General features: G+C 61.7%; 14 protein-coding genes, 5 pseudogenes and 1 other annotated feature. Of the genes and pseudogenes, 7 read left to right on the top strand and 12 right to left on the bottom strand.

Annotated elements, in window-relative coordinates:
• Positions 1-128: 128 nt before the first annotated feature.
• From NF876_RS41840 to NF876_RS41830, 3 genes and pseudogenes are all read right to left on the bottom strand, one after another.
• Positions 129-515 (bottom strand): annotated as a pseudogene (locus NF876_RS41840) (ATP-binding protein); the annotation flags it as partial.
• Positions 515-1,741, bottom strand: a complete 1,227-nt coding sequence (gene istA / locus NF876_RS41835; protein WP_210805019.1) for an IS21 family transposase — start codon at positions 1,739-1,741, stop codon at positions 515-517. The pseudogene NF876_RS41840 and the gene istA, both read right to left, overlap by 1 nt.
• Positions 1,742-1,872: 131 nt before the next feature.
• A pseudogene (locus NF876_RS41830) lies at positions 1,873-2,677 on the bottom strand (IS3 family transposase); the annotation flags it as partial.
• Between the two features lie 367 nt (positions 2,678-3,044).
• On the opposite strand from NF876_RS41830, the gene NF876_RS41820 reads away from it, so the two are divergent.
• On the top strand, positions 3,045-3,176 hold the full coding sequence (locus tag NF876_RS41820) for a hypothetical protein (RefSeq protein ID WP_262266221.1): 132 nt from the start codon (positions 3,045-3,047) through the stop codon (positions 3,174-3,176).
• A gap of 531 nt (positions 3,177-3,707) precedes the next feature.
• Here NF876_RS41820 and bluB read toward each other — a convergent pair.
• Positions 3,708-4,358, bottom strand: a complete 651-nt coding sequence (bluB, locus tag NF876_RS41815; protein ID WP_210805746.1) for a 5,6-dimethylbenzimidazole synthase — start codon at positions 4,356-4,358, stop codon at positions 3,708-3,710.
• Between the two features lie 59 nt (positions 4,359-4,417).
• Positions 4,418-4,639, bottom strand: a pseudogene (locus tag NF876_RS41810) (ATP-binding protein); the annotation flags it as partial.
• 95 nt (positions 4,640-4,734) lie between these two features.
• On the opposite strand from NF876_RS41810, the gene NF876_RS41805 reads away from it, so the two are divergent.
• The 6 genes and pseudogenes from NF876_RS41805 (at position 4,735) to NF876_RS41780 (ending at position 9,099) form a co-directional block, all read left to right on the top strand.
• The gene (locus tag NF876_RS41805) at positions 4,735-5,163 is read left to right on the top strand and encodes a hypothetical protein (RefSeq protein ID WP_210805748.1); all 429 of its coding nucleotides are present in this window, start codon (positions 4,735-4,737) and stop codon (positions 5,161-5,163) included.
• Positions 5,138-5,545, top strand: a complete 408-nt coding sequence (locus NF876_RS41800; RefSeq protein WP_210805750.1) for a recombinase family protein — start codon at positions 5,138-5,140, stop codon at positions 5,543-5,545. The genes NF876_RS41805 and NF876_RS41800 overlap by 26 nt, the downstream gene beginning before the upstream one ends.
• Before the next feature lie 373 nt (positions 5,546-5,918).
• On the top strand, positions 5,919-6,611 hold the full coding sequence (locus NF876_RS41795; RefSeq protein ID WP_210805752.1) for a recombinase family protein: 693 nt from the start codon (positions 5,919-5,921) through the stop codon (positions 6,609-6,611).
• An 8-nt stretch (positions 6,612-6,619) separates the two neighbouring features.
• Positions 6,620-7,702, top strand: a complete 1,083-nt coding sequence (locus NF876_RS41790) for a recombinase zinc beta ribbon domain-containing protein (RefSeq protein WP_262273576.1) — start codon at positions 6,620-6,622, stop codon at positions 7,700-7,702.
• 5 nt (positions 7,703-7,707) lie between these two features.
• Positions 7,708-7,908, top strand: coding sequence for a helix-turn-helix domain-containing protein (locus NF876_RS41785; protein ID WP_162820871.1), 201 nt, complete (start codon positions 7,708-7,710; stop codon positions 7,906-7,908).
• A gap of 47 nt (positions 7,909-7,955) precedes the next feature.
• Positions 7,956-9,099 (top strand): annotated as a pseudogene (locus NF876_RS41780) (IS3 family transposase).
• Positions 8,236-8,352: a sequence feature (AL1L pseudoknot), on the top strand. (Overlaps the previous pseudogene by 117 nt.)
• Before the next feature lie 79 nt (positions 9,100-9,178).
• Here NF876_RS41780 and NF876_RS41775 read toward each other — a convergent pair.
• From NF876_RS41775 to NF876_RS41750, 7 genes and pseudogenes are all read right to left on the bottom strand, one after another.
• Positions 9,179-9,907, bottom strand: coding sequence for a Crp/Fnr family transcriptional regulator (locus NF876_RS41775; RefSeq protein ID WP_210805756.1), 729 nt, complete (start codon positions 9,905-9,907; stop codon positions 9,179-9,181).
• A gap of 528 nt (positions 9,908-10,435) precedes the next feature.
• Positions 10,436-10,855 (bottom strand): hypothetical protein, encoded by a 420-nt coding sequence (locus NF876_RS41770; protein ID WP_210805758.1) that lies wholly within the window; start codon positions 10,853-10,855, stop codon positions 10,436-10,438.
• 801 nt (positions 10,856-11,656) lie between these two features.
• On the bottom strand, positions 11,657-11,842 hold the full coding sequence (locus tag NF876_RS41765; RefSeq protein ID WP_210805761.1) for a hypothetical protein: 186 nt from the start codon (positions 11,840-11,842) through the stop codon (positions 11,657-11,659).
• Between the two features lie 1,296 nt (positions 11,843-13,138).
• Positions 13,139-13,309, bottom strand: coding sequence for a hypothetical protein (locus tag NF876_RS41760; protein WP_162820870.1), 171 nt, complete (start codon positions 13,307-13,309; stop codon positions 13,139-13,141).
• Positions 13,310-13,775: 466 nt separating this feature from the next.
• Positions 13,776-13,865, bottom strand: a pseudogene (locus NF876_RS43800) (IS5-like element ISMex42 family transposase); the annotation flags it as partial.
• Between the two features lie 614 nt (positions 13,866-14,479).
• A complete protein-coding gene (locus NF876_RS41755; protein ID WP_114948962.1) occupies positions 14,480-15,160 on the bottom strand; it encodes a CYTH domain-containing protein in 681 nt (226 codons plus the stop codon).
• Positions 15,161-15,409: 249 nt separating this feature from the next.
• Positions 15,410-15,710, bottom strand: a 301-nt coding sequence (locus tag NF876_RS41750) for an SDR family oxidoreductase (RefSeq protein ID WP_262273575.1), incomplete at its 5' end; no start/stop codon positions are given.

The raw sequence follows: 15,710 nt of genomic DNA, 5'->3' as shown, positions 1-15,710 counted from the left end.
TGACGCTCGCAGCGACAATCAAGAAAGCGCTTGCATCTCTGTCGCGGGGCGACAATCATCATTCCGCCGCGACAGCCAATCGCCCGATCCTGATCGCCGCGCTCTCAATCCAGATCGTCGCGCTATAAGCCGGCCACGATCGCCTCCCGGCCGAGGGCCACGGCAAGGTGCGTCTTGCCGACCCCGGGTGGTCCCAAGAGCAGAACGGCTTCGCCATTGGCAATGAACCGGCCCAGGGCCAGTTCCCTGATCTGGCCCTTGTCGATCGACGGCTGGGCCGCGAAGTCGAATCCTGCCAGGTCGCGCACATAGGGAAAGCGTGCCAGGCCAATGCTCATCTCGATCCGCCGCTCGTCCTTGCGCGCGATCTCCCGTTCGCAGAACAGTCCCAGGGCTTCCCGGATCGTCAACTCCCGCCGCGCGGCCTCATCCACCAGGCTGTCGAGCTGGTCGCGGATGGCCGTCAGCTTGAGCCGGGTGAGCATCGCCATTAGATGGTCGTGCGAAACCTCCATCAGAAGCCTCCCCCGGCTACGGCTTCGTATTCGGCCAGGGGCCGCAGCAACATCCCCGCGGCAGGCTCGGCACGGACCACCTTGCCGCCGAAGCCGGCAACCCCCTCAAAGTGCGCCGGATCGACCAGACGCTGCCGACGTCCCGCTTGCCGGGCATGCACCGCCACCTCCTGGCCGGCATGCCAGATGCGCACGGTCCCGTCCGAGATCACCACCCGGACGGTCGCTCCAATCAGCCGCCATGGCACTGAGTAGGCATTGCCGTCGATCTCAATGGCGCAGTCGGCATGGACCTTGCGCGTGACCTCCCGCAGAATCTGGAAGGATGGAATCCCATCCAGCGGCTTGAGGGCTTGGGCTTCCTGGCGGGCAAAGCGCTCGGCCGGCACCTCCCCGGTGGTGCCGTGCACCCGCTGATCAGCTACCTCGCGCACCCACTGCTCGAGATGAGCCTCCAGAGCAGCGAAACTCTCAAAGGCACGTCCGGCGACCGCGTTCTTCTTCACATAGCCAACGCCGCGTTCGTCCTTGCCCTTGGTCCGGGCCCGGTAGGGAAAGCAGGCTTGCGGCCGGAAGCCCCAATGCCGGGCAAAGGCGCGCAGGCGGGCGTTGAACTCCACTTCCCGCGTTTGAACGTCATGGTGCTGGACCAGGCCACGGTCATTGTCGAACAGGACCTCAGTGGTCACCCCGCCAAAGTGCCGGAAGCTGCTCTCCAGGCCCTCGAACCAGCTCTCCTGGCGCTCGTTGCAGAAGGCACGGACATGCAGGCGGCGCGAATAGCCCAGAGTGGCCACGAACAGAAACACCTTGGTGGAGATCCCGGCAATCAGGACGCGCCGCTCGCCGAAGTCGATCTGCAACTGGTGCCCGGGCGGGGTCTCGAAACGGACCGTGGCGCGCGCCTGTGCCGCCAGCTCACGCCGCAGACCGACGACGGCCCGCTCCACCGTGCGTAGGCTGACGTCAATCCCCTTCTCGGCCACAAGCTCCTGGCGCACCACATCGGCATTGCCGGCATGGCGGTGGAAGCGCTCGGCCAGCCAGTCCTCGAGCCCAGTCAGCGTGCGGCGCCGGACGGGACGCCGGTAGACCCGGTAGCCGCCTTCGGCCAAATAGCGACGAACGGTCATGGGACTGCACCCCAGTTCGCGGGCGATCCGCTTGATGCCCCAACCCAGGGCCTTCAACCGCAGCATCGCCGCCACGTCATCCGGCGTTCGCATCGCCTCTCCCCGCGGGACCTCCGCCCCGGGAGAAGTCTGACATTCCTGTGACCTCATCTCGTCCTCTCAAAAGTAGGCGCGAGGGGTCCAGTTCTTCATGTCGTCAGGGATCTAGTTTTACATGTCGCCCAATACCCCACCACCTTCCGGGTTGCCAAATCCAGCACCGCGGCGAGATACAGCCAGCCCTCGCCCGTGGGAATGTAGGTGATGTCGGCCAGCCAGACCCGGTTCGGCTCAAAGACAGTGAACTTCTGCAGGAGCAGGTTGGGCGCAATCGGCAGCTGATGACGACTGTCGGTCGTGGTCGGCCGGAAGCGCCGGCGCGCCAGGGCACGAATGCCATGCCGGCGCATCAGCCGCTCGACCCGGCCGCGGCTGACCCGATGGCCCTGAGCTCGCAAGGCGGCATGCATCCTCGGGCTGCCATAGCGACCCTGATGCTGATCATGGAGCCGATGCACCTCTTGCAGCAGGCCGCGGTTGGCGCGGACTCTTTGGCTCTCCGGCCGGGATCTCCATGCGTAATAGCCGCTGGGCGAGACCTGGAGCACGCGGCACATGAGCCGCACCGGATAGGCGCAGGCATGTTGCTCGATGAAACGAAACCTCATTTGGGCATCTCCGCGAAGATGCCGATGGCTTTTTTTAACACATCGCGCTCCATGCGCGTGCGATCGAGCTCACGCCGGAGCCGCGCGATCTCTGCCGCCTGATCGGCCGGAGAGGCCATGGGAGAGGCGCTGGGCGATGGGGTTTTGCTACCAGCCCTGGATCGAGGTGGACCACCATTCACAACCGCCCGCCAGTTGCGCAGCATGGAGGGAGAAATCCCCAGCTCCGTTGCGATCTGCATGAGAGGTCGACCGCTGCTCTCCAAAAGTGCAACAGTCTCTCGTTTGAACTCGGGGTAAAGTCCCGTCTCGTCTTCGTCATCAAACACCTTCCAACTCCCGCAGGAGCTTAGCAGAGGTGTCCACCAACGCGAGGGAGGATCAACCTGCTCGGCAAAATCCTTGGTCGTCCGATGTGCCGTCACCTCCACATGGCGCCAGCCCGCCAGCGGCTCAAAGCACAGGAACAGGTTGGCTGTGCCCTGCCGTTGGTACTCATACTCTACTCGTGCAGAGCGGCCGGGAGCCGCCGGTTGGGGAGCACGCTTGTCAGCGCAATTCTCGGACAGCGTCCGTCGGCTGCTGTGCACCCAGCTGAACAGCAACCGCTGCTCGGCAGAGGACATGGCCGACCGGCTGGCCATGCACCGCCGCGCCCTCTGTCCCTGATTGAGGGGCAGGGGCACCAGATGATCGCCAATGAAATCCGGTTTGAAATTGCCCAACGTTTGCTGGAGGAGACCGAGGTGCCGCTTGGAGAGATCGCGTCGACGCCGGGTTGTTCCGGGGCGAGCGCCTTCACTCGCGCCCTCCGGCGCTAGTCGGGCCAGACGCCGAAGGCATGGCACGATTATTTATCTCCGGCGAGGCCCCTCCAGCCGCTGCTAATGGCCTATGTAAGAAACTTTACGGCATTCGGGCATTTTCCCAGTCGGCCAGGAACCGAGGGAGCCAAATCAAACATCCGAAAAGAATATATCGTTGCGGCATAGTCGGCCTGTTCTTCTCAACCTCGTCCGGAAGTTGGCGGAACTCGCTACCCCAGTGGCGCGCCATGCACTTGCCGATCGTAGTGCCGGCCTTCACGTCAAGGGCCTCAAAAAGCGAAGTGGCCCCATGCCGCCGTCATGCGTGCGCTGCTCGGCTTGCCTGGCGCATCGGCAACAGAACCTCGCTGCGGGCGAGCGCCTAGATCTGAGACTTCTCGTCACCACACGGCAACAGCGCATGATCGGGGGATTGAGCAAGAGCCCAACGATGTCTCGCCCCCCTTTTCAACCGGCGCTTGCCTAACATCTCCCCATTACCCAAGCGCAGATGATGTTCATTCCCCGTAAAGACGTCAACCAGACTCAGCGCCGTAGAAGCTGCATCGTTGTCCGTGCCTCCCAGCTTTGGCGTTCGAGTTCCGGCGTGTCATCGGTGTGAGCAGGATAACCTAGACACAGGTAACCGATTAACGTCCAGTGCGAAGGTACCTCCACAATCGTGGCAACGGTGGCAGGATCCAGGATGGATACCCACCCGACTCCAATCCCTTCGGCTCGCGCCGCCAGCCATAGGGTATGGCTGGCCATCACTACCGAATACTGTAAAGTCTCCGGCATGGTGCGCTGGCCCAGGCCATGACCTCGCAGCGTGGTGCCCTCGGAAAATACGGCCAGATGAACCGGCGCCTCCCGCAACCCGGCCAGCTTGAGTCTGGCATAAGTCTGAGCCCGCTCCACAGGTTCATTCATCAAGGCCTGCGCGTTGCAAACCTCGAAATTCTGGACGATGGCGGCCCGCCGCTGCGGATCCTCAACGAGAACGAAGCGCCAAGGCTGGCTCAGGCCCACCGAAGGTGCGAGATGAGCCAGTTCAAGCAGATACGTGAGCACGTCTGGCGAGACCGGAGTTGACCGGAAGTGACGAACATCCCGGCGCCAGACAAACAGCTCGCGAAGCTGATGGCGGAACTCCTGCGTAAAGTCAGGGGTAAACTGTGAATGTTCGGCTTTCATACAGGCTCTTTGGATTATGGAGTTGCTTCAGTCGTTGAGGCGTTTTTCTGTCTGTCCGGTCAGCCTTTTGTGCGCATCTCGCGGATCGTGAGCAGCCGTTTCACGCGATGGTGAGCGGTCGCGTCGGCCGACGTGGTGATGGAGTCAGGAGTTTTGGCTGCCGTCAAGAGGACGGCTCTGGCGTTCTGCTTTCTCATGCTTTCTCCGGTGAGTTGAAGGCGGTGGGCGTTGTGGACAAGACGATCCAAAATGGCATCTCCAAGAGTGGGATCCCCGAACACTACAGAATGCCTCGATCCTTGATCGGCTCGTTTCTCATGTGACGATCATCGATCCTCGACACGCGCTGAGCGGACAGCACTTCGACCCCGTGCCCATGCACTCCCCGCGCGGAGCCTCGTTTGTCGTCATTGCCCTGCCCGATGGCCGTCGGCGCTCCATTCGCCGCTCCATCACCGATTTGGCTGCGGCCGGCGACGGCGAGCATCCAGGCACGGCGGATGAGACCCTGCGGGTCAGCATTCGCACCCTGCTCCCACTGGCGCAGCATTTGGCCACCATGATCACCGCATCTGAACAGAGGGTGATCCACCATGGCCCAACGCTGTCCCTTGAACCGGAAGCCCGCTTCTCCGACCAGGCTGCACCTGCACCGCTCTCGGCACCACCGATCCGGCCGTGGCCGAACCTCCCGACCGAGACGCAAACGCAGATGGCTCAGCTTCTGGCCGAGCTTGTGCGACGGATGCATCCGCTGCCGCCGATCAGGGAGACGACCGATGCTGAGCGTCACGAACCCTTCTGACGAGCGGCTGACCGCGGCCCGCCGCGCCAAGCTGGCCTATATCTACGTGCGCCAGTCCACGGTGACCCAGATCAAGCATCACCAGGAGAGCACCGAACTGCAGTACCGCCTGGTTGATCGTGCCGCTGATCTGGGCTGGCCCCGCGAGCGTATCCAGGTCATCGACGAGGATCTGGGCAAATCCGGCGCCGGCACGACCGAACGCCAGGGCTTCCAGAAGCTGATCACCGAGATCAGTCTCGGCCATGCCGGCCTGGTCATGAGCCTCGACGCCTCACGGCTGGCGCGCAACAACCGCGACTGGCATCAGCTGCTGGAATTGTGCTCGCTGTTCGGGGTTCTTCTTGCCGATGGCGAGCGTCTGTTCGAGCCCATATCTTGATACCCTGCGACCGTCTTCAGACAGCCCTGCCGACTCGCAGGACGTCACGGCCACAGATCCTGGCCACCCGCTGTACGGACGCCGCTTTGTCTTGGTCTCGGTCCCGCGGTCCCTGTGCATCGGGAGCCATGTGCGTGTCGCCTATGGCGACGCCGTCTTGCGGATTCCTATCGCGGCCACAGACCTGAGCCCACCGTCGGGCCGTCAACCGGTGACCAAACTCACCCGCGAGGCAATCCGCGATCTGATTCGCCTCGTAACCGAGGGTGAATCGCCATGCCCGTCGAGCCCCATCGCGTCTGGCCCAGCCTCTGTGCCGACTGCCGCCGCGGCATCCTCAATGACCTCGTCGCCCTCTTGTCGGAGATGAGCCATGACGTCCGAACTCGTCACCCCGCGGCATCTCAGCCGCAGAGCAGTGATCTACATCCGCCAGTCCAGTCCGCAGCAGGTGCTGACCCATCAGGAAAGTCTGCACTTGCAGTATGCGCTGCGCCAGCGCGCCGGCGCTCTCGGCTGGAGCGACAGCGACATTGACATCATCGACCGGGATCTCGGCCTGAGCGGCGCGTCGGCCGATCACCGCGTCGGCTTCAAGGACCTGATCGCCCGGGTGACCTTGGGCGAAGTCGGCCTCGTGCTCTCCTACAATGTCACCCGGCTGGCCCGCAACTGCTCCGACTGGTATCCGCTGTTGGATCTGTGCGGCTATCGCGGCTGTCTCATCGCCGATCGGGACGGGATCTATGACCCGGGCTCGCCCAATGGGCGCCTGCTGCTGGGCCTCAAGGGAACGATCTCGGAAGTCGAATTACACACGTTGCGCGGCCGTCTCACGGCAGGCCTGTTGAGCAAGGCCCAGCGCGGCGAGTTGGCCTTGCTGCTCCCGACAGGCTTGACGCGCGATGCCAGCGGCACAGTGACCAAGGATCCCGATCTCGAAGTGCAGAGCCGGATTGCTCTGGTGTTCGCCACCTTTCTGGAATGCGGATCCATTACCAAGCTCGTGCGGGTCTTTCAGGCCCGGGGGCTCAGCCTGCACGGCGAACCGTTCCGGATGAGGTGAGCTGGCGCGTGCCGACCGCCAACGCCCTGTATGCGATCTTTACCAATCCGGCTTACGCAGGGGCTTTCGTCTATGGGCGCACGCGCACCAGCAGACCTCCGGGCGGGCGCTGTCAGACGACGGCGGTGCCGATGGCCGAGTGGACAATCGTGGTGAAGGATCGCTATCCGGCCTACATTGACTTGCACGGGTTCGAGCGGATCCAGGCCATGCTGCACGACAACTATGCCGAATACACCCGCAAGGCGACCCGCGGCGCCCCGCGCAACGGGCCGGCTCTCCTGCAAGGGATGGTATGGTGCGGGGCGTGTGGTCATAAGCTCCGGGTCCAGTACAAGGGCGGCACCCGCTACATCTGCAACGCCCTGCACCGCAGCCAGAATGCCCCGGTCTGCCAGCACCTGCCGGCGGATCCGATCGATGCGCGGGTGGTCGCCGCGTTCTTCGAGGCGGTGGCGCCGGCCGAGTTGGAGGCCTGGGAGCAGACGGAGACGGCCCGGCAGCAGGCGACGGCGGCCCTTGACCGGGCCGAGGCCCAGCAGGTTGAGCGGCTGCGCTATCAGGCTGCTCTGGCCCAGCGCCAGTTCAATCGGGTCGATACCAATCACCGCCTGATCGCCGCTGAGCTGGAGCGGCGCTGGGAACTGGCCTTGCGCGATCTGCGGCAAGCCGAAGACGCCCTGTCCCGACGCCGGCATGCGGTGGTTGAGCCGTCCGCTTTGACCTCCGAGGAGCGAGCGGCGTTCCTGGCGCTTGCCCCACACATGCCGGATCACTGGCAGCAGCCGGGTGTGACCTGGACCCACCGGAAGGCGCTGTTGCGCTGCCTGATCGACAAGGTGGTGCTGTGCCGTCAACGGCGCGACCGTGTCGCCGTTCGGATTGTCTGGCGCGGCGGCGAGACGACGGAATTGGCCATCGACATTGCCGTCCACGCGGTCTCATCGCCGAGCCGCGGCGCCGAGATGGAGGCCAGGATCGTCGCCCTGAGCCGCGCTGGCATGGACGATGACGCCATCGCGGCCCTGTTGGTAACGGAGGGGTTCGGTCCGCTCGATGCGCGCCGCTGGCGGCGCATGCCGTCAAGGTGATCCGCTTGCGCCATCGAGTTCTGCGCGCGCCGTGGCTGTCGTGCCCGCGCACGGTTCCAGGCTGCTGGACGGTGGCGCAACTCGCGCGTGAACTCGCTGTCTCGCCGCACTGGATCCACCGCCGCATCCACAATGGAACCATTGTCGTGGCGCGCCATCCGGACACCGGCCGGTGGCTCTTCCCTAAGACGGACGCCACGCTGTGAACCGCGCCGGGATTCCCGGAGGCTCCAACTCCTGACAGGATGGAGCCATGACAAAGCGAACACCCCCCTATTCACCAGAGGTCCGCGAGCGGGCGGTCCGGATGGTTTTCGAGCACCGCGACGAGTACGCCTCCCAGTATGAGGCGATCCTGTCGATTGCGGCCAAGATCGGCTGCTCGCGTGAGACGCTGCGCCACTGGGTGCGCCAGGCCGAGCGCGACCAGGGCCTTCGCCCGGGCCGACGAGCCAGGAGCAGGAGAAGATCAAGGCGCTCGAGCGTGAGGTGCGCGAACTGCGCCAGGCTAACGAGATCCTGCGCAAGGCCAGCGCGTCTTGTGCCCAGGCGGAGCTCGACCGCCGCTTCAAGCCATGACGGCGTTCATCGACGAGCATCGTGAGGACTATGGGGTCGAGCCGATCTGCCGTGTGCTGCCGATCGCCCCGTCGACCTACTACGAGCACGCTGCCCGCAAGGCCGATCCTGAGCGCCGACCGGCCCGAGAGCGCCGGGACGCCGCACTCAGCCAGGAGATCCGTCAGGTCTTTGCAGCAAACTTCGGGGTCTATGGGGTGCGCAAGGTCTGGCGCCAGATGCAGCGCGAGGGGATTGCGGTTGCGCGCTGCACGGTCGCCCAGCTGATGCGGCAGATGGGCCTCAAAGGCGTGGTGCGCGGCAAAAGCATCAGAACCACCGTCAGTGATGCCGCAGCCCCATGCCCGCGTGACCGGGTCAACCGGCAGTTCACGGCACCGCGGCCGAACGCCTTGTGGGTGAGCGATTTCACCTATGGGGCGACCTGGTCGGGCTTCGTCTATGTGGCCTTCGTGATCGACGCCTTCGCTCGCAAGATCGTGGGCTGGCGCGTGTCACGCTCGGCCCGGGCCGAGTTCGTGCTTGATGCTCTCGAGCAGGCTCTCCACGAGCGGCAGCCTCTGCGGCGAACCAGCCTCATTCATCATTCGGACAGGGGTGTCCAGATCCACGGTCCGAGTGGCGGCCCGCCGGCCGACCAGCAGTCCCAAATGCGGGCAGCGCGTGCGCGCCGCGCACAGGGTGTACAACCGGGCCAGGGCAGCGAACGGAACGACGCTGGTACCGTCCTCAAAGAGAACGGGGGCGTGCTCCGCATCGTGATTGCTCGTGCAGGAGGTGAACGATGGACGCTCGAATGGCCTTGCGCTGCAAAATGAAGCGGAGTTTCGGTGCGAGGGTGTTCATAGCCCTCACGATGATGCTTGTCACCATGGAGCCCCTCTTGCTCTCGCGTGATTAGATTCGCACTTCAGGGCACTGCGCCTGCTTTGACTGCTGACGGATGATCTCATAACATCCGCATACAGTCTGTTCGAGGCCGCGCCGGTCAATGACCGTGACGACCCCGCGTCCCTGGCGGATCGCACCAGCGGCCTGGAGGGCGTGCATGGCCGCGCTGATGGTTGAGCGCTGCACACCCATCATGCGCGACAGGTGTTCATGAGTGAGTGGCAAGACGTCCTGGCTCGTGCGATCCTGCATCGTGAGGATCCAACGGCAGCAACGCGCCTCCACACTGTGCAGAGCATTGCAAGCCATGGAGTGCAGCGTCTGCGCCAGCAAGTCCTCCGCAAACCGAAGGACGTGGTCACGGAGCGTCGGGCGCGCCACAAACCCCCGATACAGGACTTCGGTGTCAACGCGCGAGGCCCTGCCGGTGCTCTGCACGACATAGCGCCCTAGCGAACGGCGCGTAATGAGGGCACTGGCGAGGCCAAACATGGCCTCTCCCCCTAGCTTCGCCATCTCGATGGTTTTGCCATCGGCCAGAACAGTCACGAGCGAGACAATCGCCTCGTGAGGAAAGTAGATGAAGGGCATGCGGTCGCCAACATCATAGATCACCGTGCCCCGGTGCAGGTCGACCAGTTGAAGGTGTGGCTCAAGAAAGGCGAAATCGTCCGATAGCAGCGTTGACAGTAGGTGATTGGTCCGATGACTTGAACAACGAGAGGAAAGTGACATGGCAGAATCCTATGACCTTGAGCGTCGGCATCTTGGCAGTCATACGCTGATGCTGATCGGAGATGTCGCTAGGGCGTGATCGGAGGTCGACATGCTCCGACGCAATCGACCCAGCTCATCTGGTCGTGCACAGCGGTTTGGCGAGCTACGCGGTAACCGAAGTTGACCTTCTAGGCTGCGGCCATCGCGCGGGGTGTACCCCATGCTGCAGACACGGCGAGTCGATCCGGTTCCGAAGGAGGTTGCCCAGGAAGCTCACGGTCCCAACATTATCCGTGAGCAGTCTGTCCCTGGTGTCGCACTCGCGAGGCGTGCCCGTCCTCTGCAACCCAAAAGGGGCTCGCCGCGGCGATGCCGAGCGAGCCCAAGGTTGGGAGGGCCGTCTCAGAGGACATCTCCCTGTAAGAGGGAGATAAGGTGACCGAGACGGAGGCCACCTCCTCCGCTGCCAGCGGGGCTGACAGGGAGACCGGTGCAGGCCGCTGGCCTGCGATTCACAAGACTGGAGACAAATTCTGCCCGACATGCTCACGGTCGCACCCCTGCGCTGCCTTGGGGCTCCATGAGTGTTGCCGCAGCGAAGCAATGAGCCCCAGCCACGGGCGCAGCGATCCGCTCGGCCGCGCAGATGAGGTCGGCAGCAGCAGCCAGCACGGGCTTATCGAGGGTGAAGTAGCCGTAGCTGTCGAGAGTTATACCGGTGGCATGGCAGTAAACCTCCAGCCAGTATGGTGGGAACCGAGTCACCGCGTCTTCTACCTGAGTCAGTTCGCTTAGCCCCACCTCGACCAATCCAAACCGCACCAACGTGGCCGTTTTCGCGCCGCTGGCCCGATCCAGCACGGCGGTGAGCTGAACATAGGCGCGAAGAATGCTGAGTTTGAAAGAGCCGGTATCGCAGCCCTTCGTGCGCGGGTGCCCTCGAGAAGACAATCGGAACTGCATCATTGACGTCTCCATCCATCGGCATCGGACAGCCTGCCATCGAGGGCGAACCTGAACCGGGCCCGCGCCTTGGGCTTGATCTCGTATCTCCGTTCCACCCTATCTGGCTGTATGTGACGAAATGCTGCCATGCTACAGGCCTGCTTATGGCAATTGAGAGCAGAGATAGATCGCCGTGAGCGTAGATGAACCGGCAGAGATCAAGAGACATAGATCAAGGACCATACCTGGCCGTCCGTTCATAAGGCGGTTCAACATGACATCTCCTAAAAAGCAGAGGTCAAACGGGCGCTCCCCAGCTGAAATCAGCAGTTCGTCTCTCGAGCGCTCGCATGCGTCTCGTCTTGACGGTTACTTTCGATCACTTGCCCACTCGTACACGCGAAGATTCTGCGTCCGAAGCGCCGCCGCTCAAGAATGATCTATGGGATCGTTGATCTCACACCTGTATCGGAACTGCTGACATCCGACCGCCCGTGCGGAGAGCCAGACCTTCACTCGAGGAGCCTCACCATTCGCATGCCACTTTCTTGGTCTGAGTTGGATCAGGGCAACAGCCGCCCGATCATCACCCCAGCGGACTGTTTGAGCGCGCGCTTGTACACACCTGGCACCGTTGAATAGCGCGTGCCAACTCCCTGATGAGCTAATCTGGCAGAAACGTATGCTGACCCGCCCGACTACTGCGGCATACAGCTAAAACTTAAGAGACGCATATTCGAATTTTTTGCGCCCCCCCGAAGTGAATTTCGGATAGATGCAAATCGATGCGAGGAAGAGAAGCTTCTCAACGCCACGTCTAAATCACCCCCCGATCATGTTGGCCTTCATCGTCAGGTTCGGGCAGGTGAAGCCGGCAGGCACAGCGTCATTTGCTAGAATACTACCTCCCTTCGCTGCCGCCACTACAACCGCAAGTGGTTTTATTGGCGAGAAAGACTGCTGCACCTCCTCTTGCCGCGTCAAGTTCAGCTTCTGCGTGCCTGCCACGACAATCTCGTCTTCGATCAACCACGAGGCCGGCCGGGTTGGTGGCATCGGATCCTGCAGGACTCGCCTCCGCTCAAATTCAAGTTCCTTTTAGCTGCAGCAGCGGTACTGGTAAAATCCATTGTTTGGATAGCACTCATCCATGAATCCAATGCAATTGGACGCGAAGGAGGCCCTCGCCGACGCTTCGAAATCTGCCCTTTGAGCATGTTGCGGCTGCGTGGAAGCGGCGGAGCGGATTCGATTGAACCGAGGGCCGTCCGGCGCGAGCGGTCGAGCTGAACTGAGGGCGTGATCCTTCCTGTCATGCTGATCAAGTACGGCAACCGCAGCCCTAGGCTCCGCGCGGAATCTCCCTTTCAGCTGGTCAGGCTCTCAATCCTAGCCCCATACCTCCCGAATCGTGTAGAGGCCTCTTGCCATAGCCTCTGCCCTATGCAGGCACATTGCTCGTAATCTCCTTTTAGGCTCCAGTTGGAGGGTCCACCTGCGGTTGCATTGGAGGAGCGCCGCCAGCGCTTGATGCATGACGCGATGTTACCTTCACTGGGGCTGGCTCGCCACCTCATTGAGGAGCTTGATGTCGGCCCTCATTGCCACGCCCCGACCCGAGCATGACCGTTCGTCCACGCCGTGCTGTTCGATTGTGACGAACGGTTCGCCTGCAGCAGGCGCTTCTGTGTATAGCGTCTGCGAACCGAGGTCGCTTCGTCACCCGAGATACCGACCGTGGTCTACCTCGGTCGCTGGTGCCGAACGAGAAGCACCGAGGTAGGTCAGATTGTCCGCACAATTTTTCAGTTGGCGAAGTGGAGAGGCTGCCGGGTTTAAGCCCCCGCGAGTTGCGGAAGCTGTCGACTTGCACTTCACAACTCGGACGCCGATTTGTGCATTTTGTGTGAGACTGTGGAGGACGTAAGTCACACACGAAATGCAAATACATGGAGGGTTCCTTGAGACCCGCCGTCAGCCATGCTAAGCATATTCGCGCTAGAGGGAGCTCCAGCTGGCGGAACCCATTCGGTCGACGATTCTAGTTTCGTTACGCGCGGAAAGACGGCGTGGAAATGGTTTGGCAGTCTCATCTGACATAGACATTTCTGCATTGCAGCCTCAGCTATGTCGTAGACCTGTCAGCGTCCGCAAGTTCGATCATGAATGCGAATCGACAAGAGCCTCACCCCAGTATGGCTATTGCGCGAAGAAGGCGCCGCGGATATGCACTGCCCCGTTTCTCTCGGCACTGCTCGACCGAACCGCCCCCCCTCGCCCGCAGGGGCCTTGTTCCAGCAGCACTTAGCCATATGCCACCGCAATAAAGCCCGGCAGTTCAGAGAGCGTCACATTCATGCGGAAGGTGCCCGGTCCTGATTTCCAACGCCAGATGCGGGCGAGAAACTCCGGCGGCAGCATCTTCTCCGGCGCTGACTGGCCGAACAGGAGCTTCAGATGCATGGTGCTGGCCAAAGTCCGCCCCCTTACCACACCTGCCGTGCCACACGTTCTGGACGATCACCTCCCTCACGGACCTCGATCTCCACTCCTCGCTCATGGGCCGTTCTTAGCATAGCCTGGGTGGGTTCGAGATAGTCCACTTGATGCGCAAAGGACAGGCGAGTACGCCTACAATTCCTATTTCGCCTCTGCGGAGCAATTCGATCGTCTCGCCGCATGAGCGGGTCAAATTCTCCTCTTTCTCGTCTCGGCGCCAAGTTTGCGACTAAGTCCTCATGAGGCCACTGGGTATCATGGATCTGACCAGATCGCTCCTCCCTCACCTGCCATGCTGAAAAACCAGAACATTGGTAAGAGCGTCATCCGATTTGCGAAAGTAGCCTGAGGAAAGCTCGTTAGGCGACTCCTACTCTCTCATGCCCCCTAGCTTCTGTTGGCGAGCTTTGCTGAAGCAGATCGTTTGAACTATTATGGCCTGTTAGCGCTTGATCCAGTCGAGAGTGGCGGAGAGACAGAGCACGCCCATGAAGGATCGGGTGGTCTTCTCATAGCGGGTTGCAACGTTGCGTCACTCTTTGAGTCCCTTTCGGCATGTCGTCGTTGCGGAATCGCGGGCCTTCGGCGCTATTGCGGCTGGCGCAACACAGCCCCTCAATGGTGCGATCCGGCGTGCGCCTGGCGTTCTGGAACCATCCTCGGGGACGTAGAAACCGCCAGGAGATCGACGCTTTCAAAGGTCGCAGCACGCAGGTAAGGACTGATGATTCCGCGGGACTTCGGCGATCAGCGGAGATGCGATTGATGGCATCGATGGCATCGGGAGGGCCATCGAGAAAAGGGATTTGCCCGGACCATCCGACGAGAGGCATAAAGCACCGTGGCATTTTTGAGCAGGCCATCGAGGAGGGCCGCCGCGGAAGCTGCGATGCTGGGATGGGCAAACAGAGATTTGAGGTGAGGTTCGACCCGATGCAATTCTACGCACCAGAATTCGAGTACCTGCTCGACGGCCACACCCGTCATGGCAGCCTCTTGGGTCAGATTAGGCGATTATGAGCCCATATCCGGACGGTGCAATCGTAGTGTCGGGATTTAGGTGTCCACTAGGCCGGGCAGCTCCAATAGCGTAAAATTACACCAAAGCCAAAAGTGAGCGCTTAAAGTGAGCGCTTGTTGGACGTTTCAGTACGGGGGAAGGGAAAAGGAACGGGCGAGATCCCGGATGATGCTATCTCTGATTACAAGAGCCTCCCGGCCCTGCTCATCTTCCCCAATCTTAGCCTCAGCTGATTTGTAGGTGGCAGACAGCTGAGGAGCCGCTTCCTGCGACTGGAATACTCCGAGGTGACTACTGAGGATATCGAGCAGACTGTTGAGTGCCGCATCTGTGATCTCAACCTCCAGTGCTGAGGGTAGCCCGGATAAAGCTATGGAGCGGGTCTGGTAAGCAGAGTCCCCCGTGACTTCAGGACCAAACCAGGCCAACGGCTGAAACATATGCGTCGGCTTGCTTGGCTCTGCCGTTACAGTAATCAAATCCAGTGGTCCTGGCTTGACGAAGCGGCGGAGAGCGACCGTTTCCAGGCCGATATTCAGGCTGATGCTCAAGTACTCCACTCGTCCAGCGGCCAACTCCAATAGAGTTTCGGCTTGAGCGCAGGAAATGTCCGTGGCCTCCTCGATACGCCCGGTTGGATGGCTGGTAACCAGGATGAGCCGACCCGCCTCCCCCTCGACTTGGACATAAATGTCCCGGTCCGGGCGATCCGGAAAGTAGCCCTGCCGGATGTGGTAGCCTCCTCGCTCCTTTTCAATCAGACGAGCCAGGGAGGGCGCAAGCTGAAAATCGCGGGCGTTGCTCATCAGGTATTAGCCTTCCAAAAGGTGCCTCTGGCCGCTCCAGCTCACGACGTTTTTGCGTGTGACGACGGATAGGGAAAGAGAGTTCGTCACGTTTAGCCAGACGCAAGCTGATGGCTCGCAGAGCGATTAGGTGACATTTACCGAAGTTCTCTGGTAACCGGCTATGCTAACATCACTCAAGCCGGTATTTGCACGAGGCGTGTTTACCGCAGCATGAATGTTTACCCGCAGCAGGATTATTACTTTGTTCTAGACCATATAATGTCCGCCGTTCACCGACAATGTCGAGCCAGTGATGAATCTCGCATTATCGCCGGCCAAGAACAGCACGCCGCGGGCGATTTCCTCCGCCTCGCCGAGACGGCCGACCGGGATGAGCGGCAGGATCTTGGACTTGAGCACCTCTTCGGGGACCGCCTTCATCATCTCGGTGGCGATATAGCCCGGCGCGATCACGTTGACCGTGACGCCCTTGTTGGCGTTCTCCTGCGCGAGCGCCTTGGCGAAACCGATCACGCCCGCCTTGGCGGCGGAATAGTTCGCCTGACCC

It is taken from the genome of Microvirga yunnanensis (assembly GCF_025460875.1).
Note: the sequence above shows the minus strand (reverse complement) of the source record. Positions and strands in the feature narration are given on the sequence as shown.